We start from the raw sequence: 540 nt of genomic DNA, 5'->3' as shown, positions 1-540 counted from the left end.
GGAGCTGTTTAGGGTAGAACCGGTAACTGGGGCTAAGTCGTAACAAGGTAGCCGTACCGGAAGGTGCGGCTGGAACACCTCCTTTCTGGAAAAGACCCTGTCACTCAGGAGCCTTACATACTTCAAAATATTAATCAGAGTTGGGCCTGTAGCTCAGGTGGTTAGAGCGCTACACTGATAATGTAGAGGTCCGTGGTTCGAGTCCACGCAGGCCCACTACTAACTCTACGGGGGATTAGCTCAGCTGGCTAGAGCACCTGCCTTGCACGCAGGGGGTCAACGGTTCGAATCCGTTATTCTCCACTTTATTCCTGATAGTATTATAGAATACTATCGCATTTCTTCGAATTGCGAAGGACAAGTTCATTGACATGTTTAGCAGAAATTGTAACAGAAGTACTGTAATAAGTACATAAGTAGAGTAAGTGAATAAGGGCGCACGGGGGATGCCTAGGCTCTCAGAGGCGAAGAAGGACGTGATAAGCTGCGAAAAGCTACGGGGATTGGCCAATGCGAGTTGATCCGTAGATATCCGAATGG

2 tRNA genes and 2 rRNA genes are annotated in these 540 nt (G+C 48.3%); all 4 read left to right on the top strand.

The window, feature by feature from the left end:
* A 16S ribosomal RNA gene (locus J0A69_RS22400) occupies positions 1-85 on the top strand; the annotation flags it as partial.
* Between the two features lie 57 nt (positions 86-142).
* Positions 143-216 (top strand) — tRNA-Ile (locus J0A69_RS22395).
* A 13-nt stretch (positions 217-229) separates the two neighbouring features.
* Positions 230-303, top strand: a tRNA-Ala gene (locus J0A69_RS22390).
* A gap of 116 nt (positions 304-419) precedes the next feature.
* Positions 420-540: ribosomal RNA gene (locus J0A69_RS22385) — 23S ribosomal RNA — on the top strand; the annotation flags it as partial.

This window comes from Algoriphagus pacificus, from assembly GCF_017254845.1.
Classification (GTDB): domain Bacteria; phylum Bacteroidota; class Bacteroidia; order Cytophagales; family Cyclobacteriaceae; genus Algoriphagus; species Algoriphagus pacificus.
Note: the sequence above shows the minus strand (reverse complement) of the source record. Positions and strands in the feature narration are given on the sequence as shown.